General features: G+C 56.7%; 15 protein-coding genes and 3 pseudogenes. 8 read left to right on the top strand and 10 right to left on the bottom strand.

Features of this window, described 5'->3' with window-relative positions:
- Window positions 1-135: 135 nt before the first annotated feature.
- Both C3406_RS13940 and C3406_RS26290 read left to right on the top strand, forming a co-directional pair.
- A complete protein-coding gene (locus tag C3406_RS13940; protein ID WP_103822325.1) occupies window positions 136-942 on the top strand; it encodes a Zygote formation protein zyg1 in 807 nt (268 codons plus the stop codon).
- A gap of 204 nt (window positions 943-1,146) precedes the next feature.
- Window positions 1,147-1,345: pseudogene (locus C3406_RS26290) on the top strand (AraC family transcriptional regulator); the annotation flags it as partial.
- A gap of 22 nt (window positions 1,346-1,367) precedes the next feature.
- On the opposite strand, the gene C3406_RS13935 reads toward C3406_RS26290, so the two are convergent.
- The 5 genes from C3406_RS13935 to C3406_RS13915 form a co-directional block, all read right to left on the bottom strand.
- On the bottom strand, window positions 1,368-2,117 hold the full coding sequence (locus tag C3406_RS13935; protein ID WP_103822326.1) for a phage antirepressor KilAC domain-containing protein: 750 nt from the start codon (window positions 2,115-2,117) through the stop codon (window positions 1,368-1,370).
- 128 nt (window positions 2,118-2,245) lie between these two features.
- Window positions 2,246-3,082, bottom strand: a complete 837-nt coding sequence (locus C3406_RS13930; protein WP_103822327.1) for an MBL fold metallo-hydrolase — start codon at window positions 3,080-3,082, stop codon at window positions 2,246-2,248.
- Between the two features lie 12 nt (window positions 3,083-3,094).
- Complete coding sequence (locus C3406_RS13925; RefSeq protein ID WP_103822328.1) at window positions 3,095-3,892, bottom strand: OBAP family protein; 798 nt, start codon at window positions 3,890-3,892, stop codon at window positions 3,095-3,097.
- A gap of 89 nt (window positions 3,893-3,981) precedes the next feature.
- Complete coding sequence (locus C3406_RS13920) at window positions 3,982-5,325, bottom strand: carbohydrate porin (RefSeq protein WP_103822329.1); 1,344 nt, start codon at window positions 5,323-5,325, stop codon at window positions 3,982-3,984.
- 41 nt (window positions 5,326-5,366) lie between these two features.
- Window positions 5,367-6,725, bottom strand: coding sequence for a glycoside-pentoside-hexuronide (GPH):cation symporter (locus tag C3406_RS13915; protein WP_103822330.1), 1,359 nt, complete (start codon window positions 6,723-6,725; stop codon window positions 5,367-5,369).
- 332 nt (window positions 6,726-7,057) lie between these two features.
- On the opposite strand from C3406_RS13915, the pseudogene C3406_RS13905 reads away from it, so the two are divergent.
- Window positions 7,058-8,722: pseudogene (locus C3406_RS13905) on the top strand (alpha,alpha-trehalase); the annotation flags it as partial.
- Window positions 8,723-9,177: 455 nt separating this feature from the next.
- Here the strand turns inward: C3406_RS13905 and C3406_RS13900 are convergent.
- Window positions 9,178-9,432, bottom strand: a complete 255-nt coding sequence (locus C3406_RS13900) for a GlsB/YeaQ/YmgE family stress response membrane protein (protein WP_103179996.1) — start codon at window positions 9,430-9,432, stop codon at window positions 9,178-9,180.
- A gap of 205 nt (window positions 9,433-9,637) precedes the next feature.
- Between C3406_RS13900 and ycgR the strand changes: the two genes are divergently transcribed.
- Entirely contained in the window at window positions 9,638-10,369 is a 732-nt protein-coding gene (gene ycgR / locus C3406_RS13895) for a flagellar brake protein YcgR (RefSeq protein WP_103822332.1), read from the top strand.
- A 36-nt stretch (window positions 10,370-10,405) separates the two neighbouring features.
- On the opposite strand, the gene emtA is transcribed toward ycgR, so the two are convergent.
- Window positions 10,406-11,017 (bottom strand): membrane-bound lytic murein transglycosylase EmtA, encoded by a 612-nt coding sequence (gene emtA, locus C3406_RS13890; protein WP_103179998.1) that lies wholly within the window; start codon window positions 11,015-11,017, stop codon window positions 10,406-10,408.
- Window positions 11,018-11,130: 113 nt separating this feature from the next.
- Here emtA and ldcA point away from each other — a divergent pair, with 113 nt between their 5' ends.
- Window positions 11,131-12,045 (top strand): muramoyltetrapeptide carboxypeptidase, encoded by a 915-nt coding sequence (gene ldcA, locus C3406_RS13885; RefSeq protein ID WP_103822333.1) that lies wholly within the window; start codon window positions 11,131-11,133, stop codon window positions 12,043-12,045.
- A gap of 98 nt (window positions 12,046-12,143) precedes the next feature.
- Window positions 12,144-13,811: pseudogene (locus tag C3406_RS13880) on the top strand (potassium/proton antiporter); the annotation flags it as partial.
- A gap of 147 nt (window positions 13,812-13,958) precedes the next feature.
- Here C3406_RS13880 and dadX read toward each other — a convergent pair.
- Together dadX and C3406_RS13870 are read right to left on the bottom strand one after the other, a co-directional pair.
- Entirely contained in the window at window positions 13,959-15,029 is a 1,071-nt protein-coding gene (gene dadX / locus C3406_RS13875) for a catabolic alanine racemase DadX (protein WP_103180001.1), read from the bottom strand.
- Window positions 15,030-15,041: 12 nt separating this feature from the next.
- The gene (locus C3406_RS13870) at window positions 15,042-16,340 is read right to left on the bottom strand and encodes a D-amino acid dehydrogenase (RefSeq protein WP_103822335.1); all 1,299 of its coding nucleotides are present in this window, start codon (window positions 16,338-16,340) and stop codon (window positions 15,042-15,044) included.
- Between the two features lie 324 nt (window positions 16,341-16,664).
- On the opposite strand from C3406_RS13870, the gene C3406_RS13865 reads away from it, so the two are divergent.
- Window positions 16,665-18,197 carry a SpoVR family protein gene (locus C3406_RS13865; protein ID WP_103180003.1) on the top strand — a complete coding sequence of 511 codons (1,533 nt, stop codon included), beginning with the start codon at window positions 16,665-16,667 and terminating at the stop codon, window positions 18,195-18,197.
- Window positions 18,198-18,280: 83 nt separating this feature from the next.
- On the opposite strand, the gene fadR is transcribed toward C3406_RS13865, so the two are convergent.
- Window positions 18,281-19,000, bottom strand: coding sequence for a fatty acid metabolism transcriptional regulator FadR (gene fadR / locus C3406_RS13860; protein ID WP_103822336.1), 720 nt, complete (start codon window positions 18,998-19,000; stop codon window positions 18,281-18,283).
- 199 nt (window positions 19,001-19,199) lie between these two features.
- On the opposite strand from fadR, the gene nhaB reads away from it, so the two are divergent.
- Window positions 19,200-20,738: a sodium/proton antiporter NhaB gene (nhaB, locus tag C3406_RS13855; protein WP_103822337.1), complete on the top strand. Its 1,539-nt coding sequence runs from the start codon at window positions 19,200-19,202 to the stop codon at window positions 20,736-20,738.
- Window positions 20,739-20,859 lie beyond the last annotated feature (121 nt).

The raw sequence follows: 20,859 nt of genomic DNA, 5'->3' as shown, positions 1-20,859 counted from the left end.
ATCACGTTTTCTTTCTTTAATTAAGTGCATATTTAGCAGCATAAGAATTTGCTTAAAAAAATATAATTCACTGCAAAAGTGAACGTTATTCGCGCGTATTGTTATTTTTGTAGATTTTATTAAGAGGGTTAGTTTATGAGCGCTGAACTGATTAAGGAATCGGTTCTGAATACAATGGTTGATGCGGGGAGAATGTTCTTAGAGCAATATGAATTTATCTCGCCTGAGCTGGAAGAAAAACATCAGGGCCTGATGGCGTTAGACAAGGCGGATGATACTGAAAAAGATGCGCTGTTCTGGATGAATCAAACAGGAAACATGTTCTATGTCTCGACATCTCCTGAATTGACCATACGAACCAAAAAATTATTTGCTAGCGTGGCGATGTTGTTCGCAGCGATGACCAGCGCAATGGATCAGGCGGGTAAATCACTTTTTGACTATGAGGCGTGGTTGTCACTGGTGGACAAGTCTGGTTTTTTTGTTGAAGTGGAGAAAACCAGCAGCATGCTGCTGATTAAAAAGAGTGACGTCGCCGTTAATATCCAAATCATTCAACAGCTCATCCCAGGCCTGAGTACTGACAGCGCAATGGCGATAGCCAAAGGGGTGTTAAGTACGATCCATGGCGAATTACAGGCAACTGAACGCGATGAAGAGGCTAATGTGGGTCACCTTCTTTTCATCTGTGAAGAGCTCTTCGGGGTACCGAGCATAACGATTCGTCTGTTCTATGCATCCCAAAAATCTCACCGCGCCGTCATTCAGGCACCTTGCCACACGTCGGCTACCTCTACGTTTGAGCAATTACAGAACGCGCATACTTTTCTGTTTGCTTCACCCGATACGATATCTGAATATGCGAATCTCTTTACAGATCAACCTGAGGAGTATAGGAATCTGATTGAGCATCTTAAAGAGTTAATTACAGCCAAAGACTAATCCCGTTCCCCTGCTGAATTAAGCCATCTTCATTTGGTCCATTATTATACGAGAGTACTGAAGCGGCACGGCTATCTTAAAACAGGTGTCCATTGACATTAATCTGGCTAACCCAGATACCCTCTGCGGTTAGCCATTTTGTTCTTCGGCTATGCCTCCGCGGCCACTGGCACCAGACCAAAGGCATAACCCCACAGCAGAGCCAGCGCGCTGGGCACCACGCCGGCAAACTCTCTGAGCGAACTGCGGATGCGGCTGGCGATAAAGTATATCGGGCAGGAAAAACAGGCGATTGAAACCGTGGCGTTGCGTCTCGGCTACAGTTCGCTGGCGGCGTTCAGCGTGTTGTCGGCCAGTCGCCGGGGCATTGCGTGAAGCCAGTCAGACCCCAGAGGAGATCTGACCGGTTCGCTTTACAGGAGAGATTAAAGCCAGCTCTGCTGAACAGGTGCGCCTTCTGTGCGCTCCGTGCGAGGCATTTCAATTGCCAGCGTTGACAGGTGTTTAGCCCACAGGTCAGCCACCCATTTCACGCCGCGGGCGGTAAAGCGTGCCTGAGACCAGGTGCGCTCGTTTTCGCCCACCCCGCTGTGCAGGGTAAAATAGCCCGCATCGATGTGGTGCTGCGGCGGAACCAGGTTACCGCCGACGCGCTGCATGATATTCCGCTCAAGCAGGAACTCCCGGAACTGGGGCTCTTTCGCTTTGAGGATCTTACAGAGCTGACGGAAGCCCAGCGACTCCTTGACCTGAACAAACTGATCAAAGAACGCCGCCTTTGGTGCCCAGAGGGCTAGCTGCTCCTCAGCACGCTGGCGTTTTTCATACTGCTCGGCCCAGGCGCGCGCCGCCGCCGCCGGGTTGGTGAAGTCCGGGATATTGACGTTTCTCTCCTGCTCCTGCCAGCGATCGAGCATAGCGGCAGTAAAGCCCGGGGAGATACGTGAAACCGTCAGCAGGGAGTCCCGTTTGTTCAGCAAAAACTCCTGCCGCATTTCACCTTCGCGCTCATACAGGCTGGCCGTTACCGGCTGCGAAAGACGCTGCGCCGTTTCCAGGCTTTTTACCATGCGCTTCACCTCGGTATGAGCAATACCGGTCAGCTTCGCGATTTCGCGGCTGCTGATGGTGGCAAGCTGGCCACTGGACTGGAAAGTTTCAACAGGAATTACCATAGGTTTCACCCCTCACTCATACATTACTCGGGTAATTTGCTCTAATAGTATACAAATACCTGTTCAAATATCCAGTATAATTTTTAAACGATCTTCTCCCAAAGCAGGCCACGCCTAAGTTGCGGTAATTAGAGCTGTTTTGACTCTGTCGCCAGGCTCTCCAGTTCCCGTGCGTCATGGCTACAGAAAAAAGTGATGTCGTGGGGGTGCGCGCAGGAGAGCTCCCGTAGCCGCTGTTGGTTGTGCCGCCGGGTACCGTTGTCCATCGCCATCATCCACTGGTAAAACCGCAGCCCCGGTGTGCAATGACGTTGCGGCTGGCGCATCTCATCCCGATAGAACCAGGCGTCGCCACCGTGCAGCAACCACCCCGACGGCTGGCTGATGGCGATCCCCGCATGCCCCGGCGTGTGCCCGGCCAGCGGCACCAGCAAAATTTCCGGCGGCAATCCGTTCAGCGCCGTCACCGCGTCGAAGCCAAACCAGCGCTCGCCCTGCACCTGATAGCCCTGCCAGCCAGAGGTGCCGCTCCACTGCCCGGGACGATAGCGCTCCCGCTGCAGCCAGCTATGGCGCCGTTGCGCCGTGTCGATCTCCTGCTGCATCAAATGGATGCGCGCGTGAGGGAAATCGCTCAACCCACCCGCGTGGTCGAAATCCAGGTGTGTAAGCACGATATGGCGGACATCCGCCGCGCTAAAGCCCAGCGCCTCGACGCGAGCGCGCGCCGTAAGCGACTCCCGACGCTGGATATTGTTCAGCGCCCGGAAAAAGCCCGACAGCCTTGAGGGTTCACGTATATCCCCTTGCCCAAAACCGGTATCCACCAGCACCAGTCCGTCGCGGTCGGTTTCAATAAGCAGGCAGTGGCAGACCAGATGCGCATGTAACCCCTTGCTGAAACCGTCGAACAACGCGCCGCCCAGCGGGCACATACAACCACAGTTAAGATGATGAATCTTCATATCGTCTCCTCATCAGGGCGTGTGTTTCTGCTGACTCTGCTCGGACGTGCCGAAATGGGTGGTGTCCCCATGCCCGTGTTCACCGCTGCCCTGCACACGTTTAAGCTGAATGACCTCGCCGCGCTGCCAGGCATTTGCCCCTTCCGCTACCGGATGGGCCACGATGTCGGCACGCTGGGCTTTGATCTGCTGCGTATCGATCCCCAGGCGACGATCGCGATCCGCCAGCAGCCGGGGATCGAGCTGTCCCTCGCCGGTAAAGCCCATCATCAGCGCAGGTATGCCGAGCGGCAGGGTCTTGTCCCTGTCCGTATGCCAGGTATGCCAGGTTTTGCCGTAGGTGTTGACGATTTTATTCATCAACGCTTTGTCAGCGACCGCAGGCAAGCCGGGCGCCACCAGGCTGCCCGATTTCACTTCATACTGGTGGCTGTGCCAGAGCTTTTTCTCCTCCGGCGGCAGGCTGTTAAACAGGCGTTCGCTGATGATGTACTCCACCCCCATCAGCCGGGCATCCTTTGTATTGCCGTCATAAATGACCGCCTGCATGACCTCTTCATTGAGTACCGTCACGTAGTGATGCGCCTCCATCTGCCCGTTTTTATCCCCACTATAAAAATGAAAACCGTCAAGATAGGCGCTGATGGCCTCTACCGGCGGACGGGACTGGATCACCTGGGCGCCCGTCTCCAGGGTGCTCAGGGTGGCGGAGGTACTTTTACCGGGAACAGGTGCCTGAGGCGGGGTGTTATTCGCCCCGCAGCCGACAAGCAGCACAATGGCTGGCAGGATCTGAGGTAATGATTTCATTGGCACTCCCTTTCATTATAACCCGTTATGAAGGTAGTGCAGATGTGGCAAGCCAGCCAGACCGTGCCGGAGGTCTGGCTGGCATGCGATCAGAAGTAATATTTAAAGCGGAGGCGGCCACCGTAGCGGGCGTCGGTATCGCTGTTACCCTCTTTCGGCTGGGCATCTATCCACGACGCATAGGCCCCGAGATAAACGTTGAAGTTTTTCATTTTCATTACGTTAGGGAACAGATACGACGCGTGAAGCGTATGGATGTCGTAATCGCCCGGATGGGTGATCCAGCAGTCACCGTCGCAGTCGTCATTCAGCCCGGCAGCGTTAAATCTGTCGATCTCGTTATGGGCGTAGATATAGCCCAGCTCAATATTCTTCCACAGACCATTCACCCCGGCGGTGAAATCAGTTTCGTCGCTGGCGTCCATGTAGGCGGTGTTGAGGTTGACCACAACGCCGTTATCCGGGTCGGTTTTTTGCCCGTTCCAGTTCATTGTCAGGCCATAGCCGGTGCGATCGGACTGATCGATCCAGTGGCCTTCTGCATCCCGATAACCGTAAGCGTTGTTCACCAGGTTGCTCTCCATGGCCAGCGCCGTGGTGAAGCGCCCCTCTGACCAGGCGATAACCGGGCGCACATAGGCCACGTTTTTATCGTTATCCAGATCCATGCCATGGTACTGCTTATCGACAAAGAGCGAGCTGCCGTTTTCCAGCAGGGTGTTGACCTCAAAATACCAATTACCGAGGTTTTTACTCAGCAGGAAGTTACCGCCGCTGTCGCTGCGCCCGCGCCCCTCTTTCATCATGTAGATGTAGCCATAACCGTCACTGTAGAGATCGTTCGCCGTGTTGCCGGAGTACTCGATAAAGGTGTCCTGGTTAAGAGGAAACATGTCGTAGGCTTCGAAGCGCCCGACTTTGATTTTCCAGTCGTTCTCCTGGCCGAAGAAGAAGACCGCGTCATCCAGATTCATCTTGCCGGTAAGATCCGCCAGCGGCTGCACCGAGAAACCGGCAAACTGGCCGTTGCCCATTCGCCGATAGCCGTCAAACCCCAGCAGGAGACGGCCATTGATATCCCAGCGCTCGTTATTTGACGGCGCCCAGTCCTTATTGGCGCTGGTGCGCATGGATGTAAGGCTGCCGCTGCGGCTGGCGGCGTCCATATTAAACTCCACATCGCCATAGAAGCGCAGATCGCCATAGCCTGACAGGGTTAACTTCGGCGCTGGCGACGTCTGGGGTTCAGCTGAGACCACATTTACCGCCGGAGCCTGTTGCGCCTGCTCTAAGCGCGCAATCTGGGCTTCGGCTTTTGCCAGACTGGCTTCCAGCCGGGCGATTTTCTCTTCCATGCTGTCCGTTTGGGTGGCCGCCAGCGTGGTCGCCGGAATACAGGCGCCGACCAGCAGCGCAATATAATGAATACGCATAGATTCCATCCTGTGAGTTTATTGTTGATTCCACTGTTACATTAGGGTCTTGCAAATTTTCCGTTATTTAGATCAGTCACCACGGTATTCATTACCTGTTCATCGAGGCGGTAGAATTTAATTGCCAGCGCGGTCAACAGATAAAAGAGCGAGGGGATAAGGGTAAATAACCAGACAACCCCCTGCACCGCCTGAGGGGATTGCACCGCTGCGCTGGCTTGATATTCAAACCCGGCCAGAACCCAGCCCAGAATAGCGCCGCCGACAGCCACGCCTAATTTAATGACAAAAATATTGGCCGCGACATTCATGCCGGTAATTCGCCGCTGGGTTTTCCACTCGCCGTAATTATTGGCGTCGGTGATCATGGACCACTGCAGCGCACCGTTTCCGCCCTGCACCGTCTGGGTAAGAAAATGGGCCACCAGCGGAATCAGCCAGTATTGCACCGGCAACCAGAAGCAGACGATGCCCAGCCCGGCGTTGAGCAGGTTTATCCAGAATGAGAGTTTGATTTTGCAGAACCGGGAACCCAGCGGCTGCGCCAGCGCCGAGCCCAGCATTGAGGCGATCATCCCGCCCAGCATAAACAGCGAGATAATAGTGGAGCCCTGACGCAGCACGGTATTGACGTAATAGACCACCGCGCCGCCGCGGATCACCACCGCCACCAGCATCATGAAGTTGTAAATGGACAGAATGCGCCACTGCTCATTGCGAAACAGAATTTTGACGTCACGGACGACATTCAGATTTTCTTCTTTGATGGGCTGGACGCGCTCTTTGGTGGTGGCGAAACAGATGATAAACATCAGGCAGCCAATCACCCCGAAAATGGCCATCGCCATCTGAATGCCGCTCGCGCGATCCTGAGGATAGAGATAATCCGCCAGCGGCAGAATGCAGGCGGTGCCCAGCGCGCCGCCCAAGGGGGTGATGGCAAAACGCCAGGATTGCAAAGAGAGGTTTTCCCGCGGATCGGAAGTAAGTGCCGCGCCCAGCGAGCAGTAAGGAATATTGATGGCGGTATACATCAGGGTCATAAAGATATAGGCCGCCACGGCATAGACCACTTTACCGCTGTCAGAAAAGGACGGGATGGTATAGACCAGTACGCAGCTGACCGCGAACGGGCCGCAGATCGCCAGCAGCCACGGACGAAAGCGTCCCCAGCGTGAGGAGGTAGCATCTGCAATCGCTCCCATTATCGGGTCGGTGATGGCATCCAGCAGCCTGACCAGTAAAAACATTGTCCCCATCACTGCGGGCGGCAGCCCGTAGATATCCGTATAGAAATAGGCGAGGATCGCCACTGAGGAGTCAAAGACGATATGGCTGGCCGCATCGCCGAGGCTGTAGCCTATTTTCTCTTTTACCGTTAATTTTTCCGTTGCCGACATTTCAGGTCTCTCCCTGTATTTTTCAGTCAGTTTGATGTTGCTGCCGACATAATTTCCATATCCCTTCCAAAGCAATCTATTATGTTTTCTCGCTAAGAAGTTATGATTTTCGCTTTATGTGATCCGCGTGTTTAATGGTTATTTACGCGATAAATAGATCGCACCGCTTATATATTTTTCGCGTGAATTCCGCCTCCTGAATACGCAACGGTAAATAGTCTGGTTTTGTGCAAAGTGTTACCTCCGACACGCGAAGTGACAAATATTCGTCTAAGGTTTTCAGGTGATTGATGGCAGCGGTCGCGCTGCCCAAAGAACCCAGGAGAACAACCATGATGAGACCTCAGCAGCAAACAGCATTGCGGCTGGCGATTGGCGGCATCCTGCTTGGGATAACTGCCTTTAGCTATGCGGAAGAACCGTCCGGCGCCCGGAAACAACCACCAGACATTCTGTTTGGCCCGCTGTTTAACGATGTGCAAACCGCCAAACTCTTCCCGGATCAAAAGACCTTCGCCGATGCGGTACCGAAAAACGATCCCCAGACGATCCTTGCCGACTACCATATGCAGCGCAAACAGTCCGGCTTTGATCTGCGCCACTTTGTAGAGGTGAACTTCACCCTGCCGACCGAGAAAGAAAAATATGTGCCACCTGCCGGGCAGAGCCTGCGGGCGCACATTGACGGTCTGTGGCCGGTGCTGACGCGCACTACCTCCAGCGCCGGAAAGTGGGATTCCCTGCTGCCGCTGCCGAAGCCTTACGTTGTGCCGGGCGGACGTTTTCGCGAGATCTACTACTGGGACAGCTACTTCACCATGCTGGGGCTGGCCGAGAGCGGCCACTGGGACAAAGTCTCCAGTATGGTGGACAACTTCGCCTACGAACTGGACAGCTGGGGTCATATCCCCAACGGTAACCGCAGCTACTACCTGAGCCGCTCCCAGCCGCCGTTCTTTGCCCTGATGGTGGAACTGCTGGCGACGCACGATAAAGAGGCGCTGAAAAAATACCGTCCGCAGATGGAAAAAGAGTACGCCTACTGGATGGAAGGGGTAGATGCCCTTCAGCCGGGCCAGGCCAGCCAGCGGGTGGTGAAGCTCGACGATGGCGCCGTGCTCAACCGCTACTGGGACGATCGCGATACGCCGCGCCCGGAATCATGGCTGGATGACATCAACACTGCGAAAAAATACCCCAGCCGTCCGGCAACCGAGATCTACCGGGATCTGCGCTCCGCCGCCGCCTCCGGCTGGGACTTCAGCTCACGCTGGATGGACGATCCGCAGCAGCTGGGAACGATCCGCACCACCAGTATCGTGCCGGTGGATCTGAACGCCCTGATGTTCAAGATGGAGAAACTGCTGGCGAAGGCCAGCCAGGACGGCGGTGACAGCGCCGCAGCCAGCCGTTACGAGGGCCTGGCCTCCGATCGTCAGAAAGCGATGGAGCGCTATCTGTGGAACGACAAAGAGGGCTGGTACGCCGATTACGATCTGAAAACCAAACAGGTACGTAATCAGCTGACCGCCGCGGCGCTGTTCCCTCTCTACGTCAAGGCCGCCTCGCAGGAACGCGCGGACAAAACCGCCTCTGCTGCTGAAGCCCAGTTGCTGAAAGCAGGGGGCATTTCGACCACCACCGTTAACAGCGGCCAACAGTGGGATGCCCCTAACGGCTGGGCGCCGTTGCAGTGGGTCGCCACTGAAGGATTGCAGAACTACGGGCAGGATAAAGTGGCGATGGACGTGACGTGGCGCTTCCTCACCAACGTACAGCACACCTACGATCGCGAGCAGAAGCTGGTGGAGAAATATGATGTCTCCACCACCGGCACTGGCGGCGGCGGCGGTGAATATCCGTTGCAGGACGGCTTCGGCTGGACCAACGGCGTGACGCTGAAAATGTTGGATCTGGTCTGTCCGCAGGCGAACCCATGCGACAAAGTGCCCGCCACGCGACCCGCGGCTAATGAGGGTTCGGTAACCACCACCCCATCGACTACCGGCGCACAACCTGCGGCGAATGGCACATCCACCACCAGCGACCAGCCAGCGGCGACAAGCACCCCGTCGACAACTAACCCGTCAACGACCACAACGCCACCGGCTTCTAATGACACGTCGACAACCACGACGCCTCCGGCCTCCAATGACACGTCGACAACCACGACGCCACCGGCCTCCAATGGCACGTCGACAACCACGACGCCACCGGCCTCAAATAACTCGTCGACCACCACCACGCCACCGGCCTCAAATAACTCGTCGACCACCACCACGCCACCGGCAACCACCGACCAGCCAGCGGCTAACGATGATCCGACAGAAACGCAGAAAAGTGTCGGCCAGCAGTAACCTCCAGGCCGGGTTAGGCGAATCCGCCACCCGGCATACTGTCCAGGTTCTGCCCATAAAAAAACGGCTCTTGTAAAAGAGCCGTTTTATCGGTTTCAGGCGCGTCGTACCATCCTGTAGATAAGTAGTACCAGAATGGCACCCACCACAGCCACCAGAAAACTTTGCAGGTTAAATCCGGATACACTGCCGCCGATGCCAAACATGGTTGCCAGCCAGCCGCCGACAACCGCACCGATGATCCCAAGGATACAAGTCACAATAAAGCCGCCGCCATCACGTCCCGGCATGATGAACTTTGCGATAACGCCAGCAATCAGACCAAATACAATCCAGGCGATGATACCCATAGTGTTGCCCTCTTGCAGAGTTAAGCTTGCGCAGGACACCCGCCCGCGCAGGTAATAGTAAGTATAGGCAATCGCCGGAAATCAGTTTTACTACACCGACTTAATTGCGATTCAGGCGAAAAAAAATTGCCGGTTTGTATTAAGTTCCGCGGCCCGCTGCCGATAACGCATCCACAGACTGTCATCTATCGAGGAGCCCTGGGGCGTGAGTAATTACAGTGAGCAGTTCCTGAAAACTAATCCGCTGGCTGTATTGGGTGTTTTACGCGATCTGCAAAAAAATGACGTTCCCGTCCGTATCAGCTGGGGGAACAACCAGTTCATCAGCAAAATCCTGGATGCTACCCCGGAACGGCTGATCATGGATTTGGGCAGTCAGGAGTTTGAAAACCGCTCGGTGTTACGCGCTGAGAATATCACCGTGGCCGCCGATACCCAGGGGGCCAAAGTCGAGTTCGACCTGCCGAAGGTGGAACAGGGTGACTACCAGACGCTGCCTGCTTTTATCTCGCCGCTGCCGGCCTCCGTATGGTGCATTCAGCGCCGGGAATATTTCCGCATCAATGCCCCGCTGCATCCGGCCTACTTCTGCAAAGCCAGAATGCCTGATAAGAGCGTTATTCGTTTCCGTCTGCACGATCTGTCGCTGGGCGGCATGGGCGCGCTGATGGATACCGCCAAACCCGAAGGCCTGGTGGAGGGGATGCGTTTTTCGCAGATCGAGCTGGATATGGGCGGCTGGGGTCGCTTCTTTTTCGATGCGCAGCTGATAACCGTGAGCGAACGTAAAGTGGTGGACAGCAAAAACGAAACCATCACCACGCCGCGTCTGAGCTTCCGTTTTCTCAACGTCGGGCCGGGTCCTGAGCGTGAACTGCAGAAAATTATCTACTCGCTGGAGCGTGAAGCGCGGGAACGTGCCAACAAAGTGCGTTAATCGCCACCGGGCAGCACGTGGCTGCCCGGCAACAGATTACATGGCGTCCATCGCTTTCTGTACTTTCCAGATATAGCGCGGAGCCTGCGGGGCGGGATGGTTATTGACGACATGATCAAAGAACTCGTCTTTATCCATGTCATTGATTTCGGCAATCGCTTTTTTGCGATCCGACGAGAAGGTGCGCAACAGCGCGCCCGCGCCGTTCACGTATGAAACCACCAGCGCATACTGCATCACCTCCGGATCCTCAATACCGTTCAGGATCCCGTGCTCCAGAATGCTCAGGTAGGCGGTACCCATCGAGATGTTGCGTTCCGGATTCTTCAGTTCGCTGGTGGAGGGTTGCCCGCTCCAGCCCATGTGCCGGTAGACCTCACGCCCGGCGGTGGAGGCTTTCAACTGCATCAGACCCACCGCGTTCGACTTACTCACCAAGTTCGGGTTCCCGCCCGACTCCACCGCAATGATGGCGGTGATGAGCCGCGGGCTGACTCCCCAGGCCTCACCGGCTTTTTCACTGATCGGCATCCACTGCATCGCCCGTTTGACCGGGACTTCCGGGTTCCATTCCGGTTTCTGGTAATCCTGCTTTGAACTACAGCCTGCAAGTAACACAATCAAAAAAGCAAACCATCTCAATTTCACGTCATCTGTCCTTATGGTCATTCATCGCTGTTACTCTATCCTCCGCTTGATGAAGGACGCGCTCAGGCGGCATGATATATACATTCAGCTTTATAAGTCAGCAAGGAAATGCCATGTCTCAGTTTCATCTCATTGCACCATCAGGGTACTGCATTAATCAGGAAGCGGCGCAGCGGGGCGTGGCGCGGTTACTGGACGACGGCCATCAGGTAAAAAATCAGACGATTATACCCCGCCGCCAGCAGCGATTTGCCGGCACCGAGGCAGAGCGCCTGAATGATATCAACGCTCTTGCCCACCTGCCGGGCGCCGACCAGATAGTGCTGCCGGTGCGCGGCGGATACGGCGCCAGCCGCCTGCTGGAACAGATTGACTGGCAGGGACTGGCGAAACGCCAGCAGCAGGATCCGTTGCTGATTTGCGGCCACAGTGATTTCACCGTGATCCAGCTCGGCCTGCTGGCGCTGCACAACGTCATCACCTTTAGCGGCCCGATGCTGGCGGGCAATTTTGGCGCCCCGGAGCTGAACGCCTTTACGGTAGACCATTTCTGGCGGGCGCTCGGCAACAGTACCTACTCCGTTGAGTGGCAGGGCGATGGCCCGTCGTGCGCGTGCGAAGGCCAGCTGTGGGGTGGCAATCTGGCGATGGTCGTGTCACTCATCGGCACCCGCTGGCTGCCCGCCATTGAGAACGGCATCCTGGTGTTGGAGGATATCAATGAGCATCCGTTCCGCGTCGAACGCATGCTCCTCCAGCTGCATCACGCGGGCATTCTCGACCGTCAGCAGGCGATTGTGCTTGGCAGCTTCAGCGGCGCGACCCCTAACGATTACGATGCCGGATACGATCTGGCGACCATGGTCAATTACCTGCGTTCCCGGGTATCGGTGCCGGTTATCAGCGGGCTCGACTTCGGCCATGAGCAACGAACCGTTACCCTGCCGCTCGGTGCGCAGGCGACGCTGGTTCATGCGCCGGGCAGCAGTCGTTTAACCCTGAGCGGGCATCCGGTGCTTCGGGCGTAAAAAAAGCCCCGGTAGTACCGGATTTCCGCCCTGCAAGGGGTGTTAATATGGTAGGGTTTTACTAACAGTCATCGCGTCAGGCAGGGAGTACGCACACATTGGATGCCGCAGCAATAATCAGTCTTTTTATCCTGGGTTCAGTTCTTGTAACCTGTAGTATTTTATTGAGTTCGTTTTCGTCACGTCTCGGCATCCCCATTCTGGTTATTTTCCTCGCCATCGGCATGCTGGCGGGGGTTGATGGCGTCGGGGGTATTCCCTTCGACAACTACCCGTTTGCGTACATGATCAGTAACCTCGCCCTGGCGGTGATCCTGCTGGATGGCGGCATGCGCACCCAGGCCAGTTCGTTTCGCGTGGCGCTGGGCCCGGCCCTGTCGCTGGCGACGGTCGGGGTGCTGATCACCTCCGGACTCACCGGGATGATGGCGGCGTGGCTGTTCCACCTTGACCTGATGGAAGGGTTACTGATTGGCGCGATTGTCGGGTCTACCGATGCCGCGGCGGTCTTCTCCCTGCTGGGCGGCAAAGGGCTGAACGAACGTGTCGGCTCGACGCTGGAGATTGAATCCGGCAGTAACGATCCGATGGCGGTGTTTCTCACCATCACCCTGATTGAGATGATCCAGCAGCATGAAACCGGCCTGAGCTGGGTGTTCGCCTGGCACATCATTCAACAGTTTGGTCTGGGTATCCTCTTTGGCCTTGGCGGCGGCTATCTGCTGCAACAGATGATCAACCGCATCTCGCTCCCTGGCGGGCTCTATCCGCTGCTGGCGCTGAGCGGCGGGATTTTGATTTTCGCCCTCACCACGGCGCTGGACGGCAGCGGCATTCTGGCGGTCTATCTCTGCGGTTTCCTGCTCGGCAACCGTCCAATCCGCAACCGCTTTGGCATTCTGCAAAACTTCGATGGCCTGGCCTGGCTGGCACAGATTGGCATGTTCCTGGTGCTGGGGCTGCTGGTGACGCCGTCGGATCTGCTGCCGATTGCCGTTCCGGCGCTGATGCTGTCACTGTGGATGATCTTCTTTGCCCGTCCGCTGTCGGTCTTCGCCGGGCTGCTGCCTTTCAAAGGTTTTAACCTGCGCGAGCGGGTGTTTATCAGCTGGGTTGGGCTGCGCGGTGCGGTGCCGATCATCCTCGCGGTGTTCCCGATGATGGCCGGGCTGGATAATTCCCGTCTGTTCTTCAACGTGGCGTTCTTCGTGGTGTTGGTGTCGCTGCTGTTCCAGGGTACGTCGCTGTCGTGGGCGGCGAAAAAGGCGAAAGTGGTGATCCCACCGGTGGGCTGGCCGGTCTCCCGCGTGGGGCTGGATCTTCACCCTGAAAATCCCTGGGAGCAGTTTGTCTATCAGCTCAGCGCCGACAAGTGGTGCGTGGGGGCCTCGCTGCGGGATCTGCACATGCCTGCCGAAACGCGTATTGCCGCCCTGTTTCGCGATAACGCCCTCCTGCACCCCACCGGCAGCACCCGGCTGCGCGAGGGGGATATCCTCTGCGTCATTGGCCGCGAGCGCGACCTCCCCGCCCTTGGCAAGCTGTTCAGCCAGTCGCCGCCGGTGGCGCTGGACCAGCGCTTCTTCGGCGACTTTATCCTGGAAGCTGGCGCCAAATTTGCCGACGTGGCGTTGATCTACGGCCTGGACGTCGGGCTGGAGTATCGCGATAACCAGCAGACCCTGGGTGAGATCGTGCAGAAGCAGCTCGGCGCCGCGCCGGTCGTGGGTGACCAGGTAGAGTTTGCCGGAATGATCTGGACGGTGGCAGAGAAAGAGGATAACGCGGTGCTGAGGGTGGGCGTGCGCGTGGCGGAGGATGCCGAAGAGTAGGCCGGTTTGCCGGGGGGCGGCTACGCCTTACCCGGCCTACGGGTTTTGTAGGCCCGGCAAGCGTAGCGCCGCCGGGCGATGTTACACAACGACGATCGGTACTCGTGGCGCTAACGCCGTTAACAACTCATATCCGACGGTGCCCGCGGCGGCGGCAACATCGTCCACTTTCACCTCGTTGCCCCACAGCTCAACCGGCGTACCGATCCCCGCATGCGGGCACGGGGTCAGGTCAATCGCCAGCATATCCATTGACACCGTGCCGACCGTGCCGGTGCGCACGCCGTCCACCCATACCGGGGTACCGGAAGGGGCAACGCGCGGATAGCCGTCGGCATATCCGCCGGCGACGATGCCGATCCGCTGTTCGCCCGACGCACGATAGCGGCTGCCGTAACCCACGGTATCCCCCGCTTTCAGCGTCTGGACACCAATGATCTCACTGCGCAGGGTCATCACCGGCTTCAGGCCGCTGTTGGCGATATCCTGCCACTGACCCGACGGCGAGGCGCCGTAGAGGATGATCCCCGGACGCACCCAGTCAAAATGCGCCTCCGGATGCCAGAGCGTCGCCGCCGAGTTGGAAAGCGAACGCGGACAGGCCAGACCTTCCGCTGCCTGCTCGATGCGCTTCATCGGTTCGACAATGCCCTCCGTCTTTTCCGCATCGGCAAAATGGGCCATCAGGGTCATTTCGCCGACGTTCTTCAGCGCCCGCAGCTGTTGCCAGACGCTGTGCACGCGCTCCGGCTGGAAACCGAGCCGGTTCATCCCGCTGTTCATTTTCAGGTAGATATCGAGCGGAGCATGCAGCTTCGCATTCTGTAGCGCCTTGACCTGCCAGTTGCTGTGCACGCTGGTGGTCAGGCGGTACTTATCAAACAGCGGCAGTTCATCGCTGTGGAAGAAGCCTTCAAGCATCAGAATCGGCCCTTTCCAGCCGCGCTCGCGCAGCAGGATCGCCTCTTCAAGGTTGAGCAGCGCAAAACCATCCGTTGCGCTTAACGCGCTCCAGATGCGGTCCAGACCGTGGCCGTAAGCATTGGCTTTGACCACGGTCCAGACGCGTGAAGCGGGCGCAGCGCGACGGACAATTTGCAGATTATCCTTCAGGGCCTGCAGATCCATCTGAGCCAGAACAGGACGGGACATGACGACTCCTTGTTAGTTATGCGCGCCGTGTAAATGTTGTGGACGTGACGGCGTGAAACCCGGACGGTAGCGCGCGACGCTTAAATCATCAAACGGAATAGCGGGTGTGCGCCCGGAGATCAAATCACTGAGTAGCTGCCCTGAACCGCAGGCCATTGTCCAGCCCAGCGTACCGTGTCCGGTGTTTAGCCACAGGTTTTTAAACGGTGTCCGCCCGACCACTGGGGTGCCGTCCGGCGTCATTGGACGCAGCCCGGTCCAGAAGGTCGCCTGTTCGATAAAGCCGCCGCGCGGGAAGAGATCGCCAACGACCATCTCCAGCGTTTCCCGACGCGGTTTCAGCAGCTCAGTGTTAAAGCCGACGATTTCCGCCATTCCTCCCACGCGGATCCGGTTGTCAAAACGGGTGATCGCGATTTTGTAGGTTTCATCAAGGATAGTTGAAACCGGGGCACCACTCTCCTCTTTTACCGGGATGGTGAGCGAATAACCTTTCAGCGGGTAGACCGGAATGTCCACAATCCCTTTCAGCATGGCAGTGGAGTAAGAGCCAAAGGCCATCACGTAGGCGTCGGCTTTCACCACCTCATCGCCGCAGAGTACGCCGTAGATATTCTCCCCTTCGTACAGAAGCTTATCCACTGAAGTGTTGTAGCGGAATTTCACCCCTGCCTGTTCCGCCATCTGCGCCAGATTCTGCGTGAAGAGCTGGCAGTCGCCGGTCTCGTCATTAGGCAGACGCAGACCGCCGGTCAGCTTATGCGCGACCTCAGCGAGGGCCGGTTCCACCTGCGCCAGCTGGCTCGCTTCCAGCAGTTGATACGGGACGCCCGCGTCCTCGAGTACAGCGATATCACGGGTGGCGTTTTCGTACTGCTGAGCGGTACGGAACAGCTGCAGGGTTCCTCCCTGACGGCCTTCATACTGGATACCGGTGGCGGCACGCAGCGCTTTCAGGCAGTCGCGGCTGTACTCTGCCAGACGCACCATCCGTCCTTTGTTTTCCATGTAGTGCGAAGTGTCGCAGTTGCGCAGCATCTGCCACATCCACTTCAGCTGGAACGGGGTGCCGTCGAGACTGATCGCCAGCGGCGCATGGCGCTGGAACATCCACTTAATCGCCTTCAGCGGTACGCCCGGTGCCGCCCAGGGCGCCGCGTAGCCGGGAGAGATTTGTCCGGCGTTCGCCGCGCTGGTCTCCAGCGCCGGGCCCGGCTCCCGATCGATGACGGTCACATCGTGCCCGGCCTGACTTAAATACCAGGCGCTGGTCACGCCAACGACGCCACTTCCCAGTATGACAACACGCATAGCCACTCCCTTTATAAGCAAAAGAACAATCTTCTGATTACATATTGATAACCCAGCCGAAAATATTATTCAACATAGGCCTTTTTTATGGTGACACATCTCACACCTTCCCCTGCTGACGCGGGTAGCGCGGTTTTGGCATCTCCTGCTGCGCGGCATTTTTAACCAGCATATTATTCTGCAAGGCACCCCTTTTTCGTCACGGGGAAAACGGTAAATCGCAAAGAAAAAAAATAGCGTGCCAGCACGCTTTTGAATGGCGTGTTCTATGCTTGAAAAGAGGTTCTCCAGACAGAGAGAGCTACCAACAACGAGGGCGCGCTAATGGCTACTATTGATTCCATGAATAAGGACACCACTCGTCTGAGCGATGGACCCGACTGGACATTCGAGCTGCTGGACACCTATCTGGCGGAAATTGACCGGGTGGCAAAACTCTACCGTCTGGACGCCTATCCCCATCAAATCGAAGTGATTACCTCCGAGCAGATGATGGACGCCTACTCCAGCGTCGGGATGCCCATTAACTATACCCACTGGTCGTTTGGTAAAAAATTCATTGAGACCGAACGGCTCTACAAGCACGGTCAGCAGGGGCTGGCCTATGAGATCGTCATTAACTCTAACCCCTGTATCGCCTACCTGATGGAAGAGAACACCATCACCATGCAGGCGCTGGTGATGGCGCACGCCTGCTACGGGCACAACTCGTTTTTCAAAAATAACTACCTGTTCCGCAGCTGGACCGATGCCAGCTCGATTGTCGATTATCTGATCTTCGCCCGAAACTACATCACCGAATGCGAAGAGCGCTACGGGGTGGAAGAGGTCGAGAAGCTGCTGGACTCCTGCCATGCGCTGATGAACTACGGCGTGGATCGCTACAAACGTCCGCAGAAGATCTCCTTGCAGGAGGAGAAAGCCCGGCAGAAAAGCCGCGAAGAGTATCTGCAGAGCCAGGTGAATACCCTGTGGCGCACCCTGCCGAAGCGCGAAGAAGAGAAAGCGGTACCTGAAGCGCGCCGTTACCCTTCTGAGCCGCAGGAGAACCTGCTCTACTTTATGGAGAAGAACGCCCCGCTGCTGGAGCCGTGGCAGCGTGAGATCCTGCGCATCGTGCGCAAGGTGAGCCAGTACTTCTACCCGCAAAAACAGACTCAGGTGATGAACGAGGGCTGGGCGACCTTCTGGCACTACACCATCCTCAATCACCTCTATGACGAAGGCAAAGTGACCGAACGCTTTATGCTGGAGTTCCTGCACAGCCACACCAACGTGGTATTCCAGCCGCCCTATAACAGCCCGTGGTACAGCGGCATTAACCCCTATGCGCTGGGCTTTGCCATGTTCCAGGACATCAAGCGTATCTGCCAGAACCCGACGGATGAGGATAAATACTGGTTCCCGGATATCGCCGGTTCCGACTGGCTGGAGACGCTACATTTCGCGATGCGCGACTTCAAGGATGAGAGTTTTATCAGCCAGTTCCTGTCGCCGAAGGTGATGCGTGATTTCCGCCTGTTCACAGTGCTGGATGACGATCACAACAACTATCTGGAAATTTCGGCTATCCACAACGAAGAGGGATACCGTGAGATCCGCTCCCGCCTCTCGGCCCAGTACAACTTAAGCAACCTGGAGCCGAATATTCAGGTCTGGAATGTGGATCTGCGCGGGGATCGCTCGCTGACGCTGCGCTATATCCCGCATAACCGCGCGCCGCTGGATAAAGGGCGCAAAGAGGTGCTGAAGCACGTACACCGTCTGTGGGGCTTTGACATTCTGCTTGAACAGCAAAACGAAGATGGCAGCGTGGAGTTGCTGGAGCGCTGCCCACCTAAAGGCAATATCCTTTAGGTCGGTATAGCCTGTTTGCCGGGTGGTACTTCGCTTACCCGGCCTACATATAAAAAAATCTCTCAAGCGAGAGGTTTTTTATTTTATCGACCGTGGATGGAGAGATCGCCCGGCAGGGTCTTCTGCATCCGGTGCCAGATCTCGCCGCTGTCGCGACCGTAGCGACGCACGGTGTCATACACCTGATCGTGCTGACCTTCGGCGCAGAGTTCACTCAGCTTGTGATAGAAGCCAAGCGCGAGGCTGCGGGCTTCCGGATTGGCGAAGTAGTGACGACCTATGCGGGTATAGAGCCCTTTCATGCCGTTGAGGATCAGGCCGTAGATTGGGTTGCCGGAGGCAAACGCCAGCCCGCGGAAGACGTTGTAATCCAGCAGCGCAAAGGCGTCGGCATGATCTTCAACCGCCGTGGCGCGGGCGAGCACCTCCTGCGCCTTATCCGGGTGCTGGCGAAACGCCGTACGGATAAAGATGGTGGCGATGTTGGTGCGCACGGAGAGCAAATTGTCGATCAGCTGCGGCACGCTCTCGTGATCGAGGCGTGCGAGCGTTTCAAGGATATTCAAACCCGACGTTTCCCAGAAGTTATTCACTTTGGTCGGTTTGCCGTGTTGGATCGTCAGCCAGCCGTCGCGTGCCAGTCGCTGCAACACTTCACGTAAGGTGGTACGTGTGACGCCAATCAGTTCAGAGAGTTCGCGTTCTGCGGGAAGAATCGAGCCTGGGGGGAAACGATTGTTCCAGATGCTTTCGATAATGTACTCTTCCGCGAAACCCGCCGGGCTTTGCGCCTTTATGACCATAGTGAATTTTCCATTAACTGCTTTTTACAAAATTCACTCATCATACCAGAGGCAGACAGAGGCAGATAGCGCAGCGAGGCGAGAAAAAAGGGATCGCCGTTTTATTTTTATCATTTAAAAAAACGCGGCCTGCACTCCTTCCCCGGCGCCATTTGCGTATACTTAGTGCGTAATTATGTGACGGGCAAGGGAATCTGTTGTGGAAATGTCGTATCGTCGCGCCCTGTGGCGCAATTTTTTAGGTCAGTCCCCCGACTGGTACAAACTGGCTCTGGTTATCTTCCTGGTAATCAACCCGCTTATCTTTATGGTGAGTCCTTTTGCCGCAGGCTGGTTGCTGGTGGCAGAGTTCATCTTTACCCTGGCCATGGCGCTGAAGTGTTACCCCCTGCTGCCGGGCGGCCTGCTGGCTTTCGAGGCTGTTGCAATAGGGATGACCAGTGCGGAGCACGTGAGAGAAGAGCTGGCGTCCAACCTGGAGGTACTCCTGCTGCTGATGTTTATGGTGGCCGGGATCTACTTTATGAAGCAGCTGCTGCTGTTCATTTTTACCCGCCTGCTGTTGAGCATCCCCTCAAAAACGCTGCTGTCGCTGGCCTTCTGTCTGGCAGCCGCTTTTTTATCCGCCTTCCTCGATGCCCTGACCGTGGTGGCGGTGGTGATCAGCGTCGCCGTCGGCTTTTACGGGATTTATCACCGGGTGGCCTCTTCCCAGCCAGAAGCGGGCATGCAGGATGACAGCCAGGTGGATGCCCAACAGCGCGACGTGCTGGAGCAGTTCCGCGCGTTTCTGCGCAGCCTGATGATGCACGCGGGCGTGGGTACTGCGCTGGGCGGCGTCATGACCATGGTCGGCGAGCCGCAAAACCTGATTATCGCCAAAGCCGCGGACTGGAACTTCGTCGAATTTTTCCTGCGCGTTGCCCCGGTCAGCGTGCCGGTGCTGGTGTGCGGCCTGCTTACCTGCTGGCTGGTGGAGAAGTTCAGGTGGTTTGGTTACGGCACCCTGCTGCCGAAGCAGGTGCGTGATGTGCTGCAACGCTTCGACGAAGAGAGCCGCAGCCAGCGTACCCGTCAGCAGCGGCTGGCGCTAATTTCCCAGGGCATCATTGGCGTCTGGCTGATTATCGCCCTAGCGTTTCATCTGGCGGAAGTGGGGCTGATTGGTCTGTCGGTCATTATCCTGGCGACCACCTTCTCCGGCGTGACGGATGAACATGCCATCGGCAAAGCCTTTACCGAAGCGCTGCCGTTTACCGCACTGCTGGCGGTCTTTTTCGCGGTAGTGGCGGTGATCGTCGATCAGCACCTGTTTGGGCCGATCATTAACTTCGTGCTGCAGGCCGCGCCGGATGCCCAACTGACGCTGTTTTATCTGTTTAACGGCCTGCTGTCAGCCATCTCCGATAACGTGTTTGTCGGCTCGGTCTATATCAACGAAGCGAAAGCGGCGATGGAGAGTGGTATCATCGACCGGGAGCAGTTTGAACTGCTGGCGGTGGCGATCAACACCGGCACCAACCTCCCTTCCGTGGCCACGCCAAACGGTCAGGCGGCCTTCCTGTTCTTACTGACCTCCGCCCTCGCCCCACTTATCCGCCTCTCTTATGGCCGGATGGTATGGATGGCGCTGCCCTATACCGTTGTGTTAACCGCAGTGGGTTTGCTGTGCGTCAAAATTACCCTCATTCCTTTTACCCAATGGATGCTGCAGGCAGGTATACTGGCGACGCATTAAATGAGTCGGCCGGGCGGTAAAACGCCCGGCTGCACTTATGGATGATAAATGTCCGATTACGTTATATTTGCGCGCTGAGGCTGGTGCGCAAAGTGATTTCGTTTACACTGCGCTTTCTATA

Source organism: Leclercia sp. LSNIH8 (assembly GCF_002920195.1).
In the GTDB taxonomy this organism is placed as follows: domain Bacteria; phylum Pseudomonadota; class Gammaproteobacteria; order Enterobacterales; family Enterobacteriaceae; genus Enterobacter.
This window is presented reverse-complemented; position numbering and strand designations above follow the sequence as displayed.

Coding starts and splice junctions, on each gene's coding strand:
- C3406_RS13940 (WP_103822325.1), top strand. CDS start 136: ATGAGCGCTGAACTGATTAAGGAATCGGTTCTGAATACAATGGTTGAT.
- C3406_RS13935 (WP_103822326.1), bottom strand. CDS start 2,117: ATGGTAATTCCTGTTGAAACTTTCCAGTCCAGTGGCCAGCTTGCCACC.
- C3406_RS13930 (WP_103822327.1), bottom strand. CDS start 3,082: ATGAAGATTCATCATCTTAACTGTGGTTGTATGTGCCCGCTGGGCGGC.
- C3406_RS13925 (WP_103822328.1), bottom strand. CDS start 3,892: ATGAAATCATTACCTCAGATCCTGCCAGCCATTGTGCTGCTTGTCGGC.
- C3406_RS13920 (WP_103822329.1), bottom strand. CDS start 5,325: ATGCGTATTCATTATATTGCGCTGCTGGTCGGCGCCTGTATTCCGGCG.
- C3406_RS13915 (WP_103822330.1), bottom strand. CDS start 6,725: ATGTCGGCAACGGAAAAATTAACGGTAAAAGAGAAAATAGGCTACAGC.
- C3406_RS13900 (WP_103179996.1), bottom strand. CDS start 9,432: ATGGGTATCATCGCCTGGATTGTATTTGGTCTGATTGCTGGCGTTATC.
- ldcA (WP_103822333.1), top strand. CDS start 11,131: ATGTCTCAGTTTCATCTCATTGCACCATCAGGGTACTGCATTAATCAG.
- dadX (WP_103180001.1), bottom strand. CDS start 15,029: ATGTCCCGTCCTGTTCTGGCTCAGATGGATCTGCAGGCCCTGAAGGAT.
- C3406_RS13870 (WP_103822335.1), bottom strand. CDS start 16,340: ATGCGTGTTGTCATACTGGGAAGTGGCGTCGTTGGCGTGACCAGCGCC.
- C3406_RS13865 (WP_103180003.1), top strand. CDS start 16,665: ATGGCTACTATTGATTCCATGAATAAGGACACCACTCGTCTGAGCGAT.
- fadR (WP_103822336.1), bottom strand. CDS start 19,000: ATGGTCATAAAGGCGCAAAGCCCGGCGGGTTTCGCGGAAGAGTACATT.